Source organism: Streptomyces sp. H27-D2, from assembly GCF_035828615.1.
In the GTDB taxonomy this organism is placed as follows: Bacteria; Actinomycetota; Actinomycetes; order Streptomycetales; family Streptomycetaceae; genus Streptomyces.
Genome location: NZ_JAYMZR010000148.1, coordinates 1 through 8,112, shown reverse-complemented (window position 1 = coordinate 8,112; position 8,112 = coordinate 1). Strand labels below are relative to the sequence as shown.

General features: G+C 70.3%; 6 protein-coding genes. 5 read left to right on the top strand and 1 reads right to left on the bottom strand.

What is annotated here, in order from left to right; genetic code table 11:
* Window positions 1–88: 88 nt before the first annotated feature.
* Complete coding sequence (locus QMK28_RS32230; RefSeq protein ID WP_326443246.1) at window positions 89–1,030, bottom strand: heme o synthase; 942 nt, start codon at window positions 1,028–1,030, stop codon at window positions 89–91.
* Between the two features lie 387 nt (window positions 1,031–1,417).
* Between QMK28_RS32230 and tkt the strand changes: the two genes are divergently transcribed.
* From tkt to pgl, 5 genes are read left to right on the top strand one after another with little or no spacing between them, the layout of a single operon-like run.
* Window positions 1,418–3,496 carry a transketolase gene (gene tkt, locus QMK28_RS32225; RefSeq protein WP_326443245.1) on the top strand — a complete coding sequence of 693 codons (2,079 nt, stop codon included), beginning with the start codon at window positions 1,418–1,420 and terminating at the stop codon, window positions 3,494–3,496.
* Between the two features lie 35 nt (window positions 3,497–3,531).
* On the top strand, window positions 3,532–4,671 hold the full coding sequence (gene tal / locus QMK28_RS32220) for a transaldolase (protein ID WP_326443244.1): 1,140 nt from the start codon (window positions 3,532–3,534) through the stop codon (window positions 4,669–4,671).
* A 1-nt stretch (window position 4,672) separates the two neighbouring features.
* Complete coding sequence (gene zwf / locus QMK28_RS32215; RefSeq protein WP_326443243.1) at window positions 4,673–6,211, top strand: glucose-6-phosphate dehydrogenase; 1,539 nt, start codon at window positions 4,673–4,675, stop codon at window positions 6,209–6,211.
* Complete coding sequence (gene opcA / locus QMK28_RS32210) at window positions 6,208–7,293, top strand: glucose-6-phosphate dehydrogenase assembly protein OpcA (protein ID WP_326443242.1); 1,086 nt, start codon at window positions 6,208–6,210, stop codon at window positions 7,291–7,293. The genes zwf and opcA overlap by 4 nt, the downstream gene beginning before the upstream one ends.
* A gap of 38 nt (window positions 7,294–7,331) precedes the next feature.
* Window positions 7,332–8,072 carry a 6-phosphogluconolactonase gene (gene pgl, locus QMK28_RS32205; RefSeq protein WP_443050899.1) on the top strand — a complete coding sequence of 247 codons (741 nt, stop codon included), beginning with the start codon at window positions 7,332–7,334 and terminating at the stop codon, window positions 8,070–8,072.
* Window positions 8,073–8,112: the final 40 nt, after the last annotated feature.

The window sequence follows — 8,112 nt, the reverse complement described above, 5'->3', positions numbered from 1 at the left end:
CCGGGTGGTTTTCACCACCCGGACCGCCCGGAGAAGATCCGTGTCCACGACCGGCACGCCGTGAGGCGCCCGCCGCGGGGAGCCGCGTCTAGCGAAGGAAGGGGTCGATCGCCACAGCCAGGAAAAGCAGCGACACGTACGTGATCGACCAGTGGAACAGCCGCATCTCCTTGAGCTTGCCGCCGGTGACCCCGGACCTGGCGCGCGCCTGGAGCCCGTGCGCCTCCTTGAGCCACCACGCGCCGGCCACGATCGCCACCAGCGGGTAGAACCAGCCGACGTAGCCCAGCGGCCAGAGCGCCAGCGAGACCGCGACCATCACCCAGCTGTAGGCGACGATCTGCCGGGCGACCACCGTGTTGGAGGCGACCACCGGGAGCATCGGCACGCCCGCCCTGGCGTAGTCGTCCTTGACCTTCATCGACAGCGGCCAGTAGTGCGGCGGCGTCCAGAAGAAGATGACGAGGAACAGGACGACCGCGGCCCAGGACACCGAGTTCGTGACGGCGGACCAGCCGATGAAGACCGGCATGCAGCCCGCGATGCCGCCCCAGACGATGTTCTGCGAGGTGCGCCGCTTGAGGATCATCGTGTAGCCGACGACGTAGAACAGCACCGCCGCGAGCGACAGCGCCGCCGACAGCGCGTTGACCAGGAAGACGAACCAGGCGGTGGAGATCACGACGAGCGCGAGCCCGAAGACGAGCCCTTCGCGCGGCGAGACGATCCCGGTGACCAGCGGACGGTGCTCGGTGCGGTGCATGAGCGCGTCGATATCGCGGTCGAGATACATGTTGAGGGCGTTCGCGCCGCCCGCGGAGAGGTACCCGCCCACGCAGGTGACCAGCACCAGCCAGAGATCGGGAATTCCCTCGGCTGCCAGGAACATCACCGGCACGGTGGTGATCAGCAACAGTTCGATGATCCGCGGCTTCGTCAATGCGACGAATGCCTTGACGCGGGCCCCGAACGGCCGATGGCCGGGGGGCGTACCCAGTGCCCCCACTGGACGGGATTCGACGGCCGTCACGCACACCCCTGGAAGAGACATCAGCAGCTCTCGCTGCGAGAAAGGCCAGCAAGCACCGAACCTGAAGGCCCAGTCACCGAACATGAAGGCCCGGTAAATACTTGCGCGTACCCCTGCACTCTAGACGCAGCCGATACGCCGTCCGTCCCGGGGGTGGGTCGTGTTGGCGACGGGCGAAGCGGGGCGCTTACGGCAGGCTGGACACCGTCCGGCCGCCGCGCGCCGGGAATGCCCCATCCGCGAATTCGGTTGCCCCGGGCGCTGGGCCTTTCCCGACCGATGGACAGTCGAATAGCCGCACGCTCCGGCGGGGGTAGGCTCGGCAACGGCCGGTAGGCACCGTGTCACCGGCCCTTTCGACCTTGTGGAGAGGAGCCCTGAACCAGGGTGAGCACCAAGCCGACCACCACAGATTTCGAGTGGACCGAACTGGACCAGCGGGCTGTCGATACCGTTCGTGTCCTGGCCATGGATTCCGTGCAGAAGGTCGGCAACGGCCATCCCGGAACGGCCATGAGCCTCGCGCCCGCCGCGTACCTGCTTTTCCAGAAGCTGATGCGGCACGACCCGAGCGACGCCGACTGGACGGGACGCGACCGCTTCGTCCTTTCCCCGGGGCACACCAGCCTGACCCTCTACATCCAGCTCTACATGGCCGGCTACGGCCTGGAGCTCGACGACCTCAAGGCCTTCCGCACCTGGGGCAGCAAGACCCCGGGCCACCCGGAGCACGGCCACACCCGGGGCGTCGAGACCACCACGGGACCGCTCGGCCAGGGCATCGGCAACGCCGTGGGCATGGCGATGGCCGCCCGCTACGAGCGCGGCCTGTTCGACCCGGACGCCGCCGAGGGCACGTCCCCCTTCGACCACACCATCTGGGCGATCGTGTCCGACGGTGACATCGAGGAGGGCGTCTCGTCCGAGGTCAGCTCGCTGGCCGGGCACCAGAAGCTCGGCAACATCGTCGCGATCTACGACGACAACCACATCTCGATCGAGGGCGACACCGAGACCGCGCTCTCCGAGGACGTACTCAAGCGCTACGAGGCGTACGGCTGGCACATCCAGCGCGTCGACCAGTCGCCCGACGGCGACTTCGACGTGGAGGCGCTCTACGGCGCGCTCAAGGCGGCCCAGGCCGAGACCGGGCGCCCCTCGATCATCGCGGCCCGCACGATCATCGCCTGGCCTGCTCCGAACGCGCAGAACACCGGCGCCTCGCACGGCTCCGCGCTCGGCGACGAAGAGGTCGCCGCGACCAAGAAGGTGCTGGGCTTCGACCCCGAGCAGACCTTCGAGGTCGGCGACGCGGTCTTCTCGCACGTCCGCAAGGTCGTCGACCGCGGCACCGAGGCGCACGCGGTCTGGGCCAAGCGGTTCGAGGAGTGGCGCGCCGCCAACCCGGAGCGCGCCGTCGAGTTCGACCGGATCCACGCGGCCGAGCTGCCCGACGGCTGGGAGAAGGCGCTGCCCTCCTTCCCGGTCGGCAAGGATGTCGCGACCCGTAAGGCGTCCGGCGCGGTGCTCCAGGCGCTGGGCGGCGTCATCCCCGAGCTGTGGGGCGGCTCCAGCGACCTCGCGGGCTCGAACAACACCACGATCGACGCCTCCTCGTCCTTCCTCCCGACGGGCAACCCGCTGCCGGAGGCGAGCCCGTACGGCCGCACCGTGCACTGGGGCATCCGCGAACACGCCATGGGTTCGACCATGAACGGCATCGCGCTGCACGGCAACACCCGCATCTACGGCGGAACGTTCCTGACGTTCTCCGACTACATGCGCCCCGCCGTCCGGCTCGCCGCGCTGATGCGGCTGCCGGTCACCTACGTGTGGACGCACGACTCCATCGGCCTCGGCGAGGACGGCCCGACCCACCAGCCGGTCGAGCACATGGCCGCGCTGCGCGCCATCCCGGGCCTGAACATGGTCCGCCCGGCCGACGCGAACGAGACCGTCACCGCCTGGCGCGAGATCACCCGCCGGCACAACGAGAAGCCCGCGCCGCACGGCCTGGCCCTCACCCGGCAGAACGTCCCGACGTACGAGGCGGACCAGGACGCGGCCAAGGGCGGCTACATCCTGTTCGAGGCCGAGGGAGGCCGGCCGCAGGTGATCCTGATCGGCACCGGCTCCGAGGTCCAGCTCGCCGTCGAGGCCCGCGAGGCGCTCGAAGCCGACGGCATCCCGACCCGCGTGGTCTCGATGCCGTGCGTCGAGTGGTTCGAGGAGCAGGACCAGGCGTACCGCGACGGCATTCTGCTGCCGGACGTGAAGGCGCGTGTCGCCGTCGAGGCCGGCATCGGTCTGACCTGGCACCGCTACGTCGGCGACACCGGCCGGATCGTCTCGCTGGAGCACTACGGCGCTTCCGCCGACTACAAGGTGCTGTACCGCGAGTTCGGTCTCACCTCAGAGGCCGTCGCCGCGGCCGCGCGCGACTCGATCGCCGCCGCCGGACGCTGACGCCCCCATACGAACCAGTAGGAGATGCATTACTCATGACAGACGCACTCAAGCGCCTCTCCGACGAAGGCGTCGCGATCTGGCTGGACGACCTGTCCCGCAAGCGGATCACGTCCGGCAATCTCGCCGAGCTGATCGACCAGCAGCACGTGGTGGGTGTCACCACCAACCCGTCGATCTTCCAGAAGGCCATTTCCAGCGGTGACGGTTACGAGCAGCAGCTCACCGACCTCGCCACCCGCAAGGTGACCGTCGAAGAGGCGGTCCGCATGATCACCACGGCGGACGTCCGTGACGCGGCCGACGTGCTGCGTCCGGTCTTCGACGCCACCGGCGGCCGTGACGGCCGGGTCTCCATCGAGGTCGACCCGCGCCTCGCGCACAACACGGCGGCGACCATCGCCGAGGCCAAGCAGCTCGCCTGGCTCGTCGACCGGCCGAACACCTTCATCAAGATCCCGGCGACCGAGGCCGGGCTGCCGGCCATCGCCGAGACCATCGGCAAGGGCATCAGCGTCAACGTCACGCTGATCTTCTCGCTGGAGCGCTACCGCGCGGTGATGGACGCCTACCTGACCGGTCTGGAGACGGCCAAGGCCGCCGGTCTGGACCTGTCCACGATCGAGTCGGTCGCGTCCTTCTTCGTGTCCCGCGTGGACACCGAGATCGACAAGCGCCTCGACAAGATCGGCGGCGAGGCCACCGCGCTCAAGGGCAAGGCCGCGCTGGCCAACGCCCGGCTCGCCTACCAGGCGTTCGAGGAGATCTTCGGCTCCGTCGACGCCAAGACGGCGGCCTCCGACCGCTGGGCCGCCCTCGACAAGAAGAACGCCAACAAGCAGCGCCCGCTGTGGGCCTCGACCGGCGTCAAGGACCCGTCGCTGCCGGACACCATTTACGTGACCGACCTGGTCGCCCCCGGCACCGTCAACACCATGCCGGAGGCCACCTTGGAGGCCACCGCCGACCACGGCGAGATCACCGGTGACACGGTGCGCGGCGGCTACGCGCAGGCCCAGAAGGACATCGACGCGCTCGCCGGCGCCGGGGTCTCGTACGACGAGGTCGTCCAGCTGCTGGAGGACGAGGGCGTGGAGAAGTTCGAGTCCGCCTGGACCGACCTGCTCAAGTCCACTCAGGCCGAACTCAAGCGGCTCGCCCCTTCGGAGGCGTGACTTGACCTCTGCTTCCGCAAGCGGTGACAACCCGCTGCGTGACGCTCAGGACCGACGGCTCCCGCGTATCGCGGGGCCGTCGGGCCTGGTCATCTTTGGCGTCACGGGCGATTTGTCCCGTAAAAAGCTGATGCCCGCCGTCTACGACCTGGCCAACCGCGGCCTGCTGCCGCCGGGCTTCTCGCTCGTCGGCTTCGCCCGCCGCGACTGGGCGGACGAGGACTTCGCGCAGGTCGTCCACGACGCCGTCAAGGAACACGCCCGCACCCCCTTCCGCGAGGAGGTCTGGCAACAGCTCGCCGAGGGCTTCCGGTTCGTCCCCGGTGTGTTCGACGACGACGAGGCGTTCAAGACCCTCAAGTCGACCATCGACGAGCTCGACAAGGCCCGGGGCACCGGCGGCAACTTCGCCTTCTACCTCTCCGTGCCGCCCAAGTTCTTCCCCGACGTCGTCCAGCAGCTCAAGAAGCACGGGCTGTCCGAGGGCCAGGGCCAGTCCTGGCGGCGCGCGGTGATCGAGAAGCCGTTCGGGCACGACCTGACGAGCGCGCAGGACCTCAACCAGATCGTGCACGACGTCTTCCCGCCCAACGAGGTCTTCCGGATCGACCACTACCTGGGCAAGGAGACGGTTCAGAACATCCTGGCGCTGCGGTTCGCCAACACCATGTTCGAGCCGATCTGGAACCGGTCGTACGTCGACCACGTACAGATCACCATGGCCGAGGACATCGGCATCGGCGGCCGGGCCGGCTACTACGACGGCATCGGCGCCGCCCGCGACGTCATCCAGAACCACCTGCTGCAACTGCTCGCGCTCACCGCGATGGAGGAGCCCGGCTCCTTCCACCCGAAGGCGCTGGTCGCGGAGAAGCTCAAGGTGCTGACCGCCGTCGAGCTGCCCGAGGACCTGGGCAAGCACACCGTGCGCGGCCAGTACGCGCACGCCTGGCAGGGCGGCGAGGAGGTGCTCGGCTACCTCGAAGAGGACGGCATCGACCCCAAGTCGAAGACCGACACCTTCGCCGCGATCAAGCTGGAGATCAACAACCGCCGCTGGGCGGGCGTCCCGTTCTACCTGCGCACCGGCAAGCGGCTGGGCCGCCGGGTCACCGAGATCGCGGTGGTCTTCAAGCGCGCCCCCTACCTGCCGTTCGAGGCCGGGTCCACCGAGGAGCTGGGGCAGAACGCCCTGGTCATCCGGGTGCAGCCGGACGAGGGCGTCACCGTGCGGTTCGGCTCGAAGGTGCCCGGCACCTCGATGGAGGTCCGGGACGTCACGATGGACTTCGCGTACGGCGAGTCCTTCACCGAGTCCAGCCCGGAGGCCTACGAGCGGCTCCTCCTCGATGTGCTGCTCGGCGACGCCAACCTGTTCCCCCGTCACCAGGAGGTCGAACTCTCCTGGAACATCCTCGACCCGATCGAGGAGTACTGGGACAAGCACGGCAAGCCCGCCCAGTACGCGTCGGGCACCTGGGGACCGGCCGAGGCGGACGAGATGCTCGCACGAGACGGTAGGAGCTGGCGCCGGCCATGAGAATCGACCTGACGGACACCACCTCGTCCCGTATCAACGCCGCCCTGATCGAGGCCCGGCGCTCCATCGGCGCCCCGACCGTCGGCATGGTTTTGACCCTGGTCATCGTCACCGACGAGGGCAGCGCCTACGACGCACTCAAGGCGGCCAGCGACGCGTCCAGGGAGCACCCCTCCCGGATCGTCGCCGTCATCAAGCGGCCTGGCCGCTCGCCGCGCGACCGCAAGATGGCGCGGCTGGACGCCGAGGTCCGGGTCGGTTCCGACTCGGGCACCGGCGAGACCGTCGTGCTGCGGATGCACGGCGAACTGGCCAACCACGCCGAGTCGGTCGTGCTGCCACTGCTGCTGCCGGACGCCCCGGTGGTCGTCTGGTGGCCCGAGGACGCGCCGGACCACCCCGCCGAGGACCCGCTGGGCCGGCTGGCGCAGCGCCGGATCACCGACGCCGCGGCGGCCGAGGACCCGGTCAGCTCTCTCGGAGTGCGCGCCAACGCGTACACCCCGGGCGACACCGACCTGGCCTGGACCCGGATCACCCCCTGGCGCAGCATGCTGGCGGCGGCCCTGGACCAGAAGCACTCCAAGGTCACCTCCGCCGTCGTGGAGGGCGAGGCGTACAACCCGAGCAGTGAGTTGCTCGCGCTGTGGCTCGCCGACCGGCTCGCGGTGCCCGTCGAGCGCAAGGTGTCGGACGGGCCCGGGCTCACCGCCGTACGGCTGTCCACGCCGGACGGCGACATCTGCCTGGACCGGGCGGACGGCGCGCTGGCCGAGCTGGCGATGCCGGGTCAGCCGGACCGCCATGTGGCGCTCAAGCGGCGGGAGACCGCCGAGCTGATCGCCGAGGAGCTGCGCCGGCTGGACCCGGACGACGTCTACCGCTCGACGGTGCGGCTGGGCGTCAAGCGGCTCGCGGGTGTCACGGCCGAGGGCGTCGTGAAGCCCGAGAAGCCGGAGAAGGCCGAGCAGCCGGAGAAGGCGGCGGCCACCGCGCCCGACGGCGGCGAGCAGGCCGCTGACGGGAAGCCGGCGCCGGCCAAGAAGTCCGTTCCGGCGAAGAAGGCGGCGAGCGGCAAGTGAGCGTGCCCCAGGTCGTCGTGCACCGCGACAAGGAGCTGATGGCGCGGGCCGCCGCGGCCCGGCTGATCACCAAGGTCGTGGACGCGCAGAGCGCCCGCGGCAGCGCCTCGGTGGTGCTCACCGGCGGGCGGAACGGCAATGGTCTGCTCGCCGCGCTCGCCGAGGCGCCCGCGCGGGACGCGGTGGACTGGTCGCGGCTCGACCTGTGGTGGGGCGACGAGCGGTTCCTACCGGACGGCGATCCGGAGCGCAACGTCACCCAGGCTCGGGAGGCGCTGCTCGACTCGGTGCCGCTCGACCCGGCGCGGGTGCATGTGATGGCCGCCTCGAACGGTCCGTACGGCGGGGATGTGGAGGCGGCCGCCGCGGCGTACGCCGACGAACTCGCCGCCGCGGCGCGGCCGGAGGACCACGCCTGCGTGCCGTCCTTCGACGTGCTGCTGCTGGGTGTCGGACCCGACACCCATGTCGCCTCGCTCTTCCCCGAGCTGCCGGCCGTACGCGAGAGCGAGCGGACGGTGGTCGGCGTGCACGGTGCGCCCAAGCCGCCGCCCGTCCGGATCTCGCTGACCCTGCCCGCGATCCGCGCGGCGCGGGAGGTCTGGCTGCTCGCGGCGGGCGAGGACAAGGCCAAGGCCGCCGCCATCGCGCTGTCCGGCGCCGGGGAGATCCAGGCTCCGGCGGCGGGCGCGTACGGCCGCAGCAGGACGCTGTGGCTGCTGGACCGGGCGGCGGCCTCCGAGCTGCCGCGCGGCCTGTACCCGCCCGCTTCGGCGTAGCGCGAGCGCGAAGCGCGCACACAGCCGCGGGCCCCCCGCC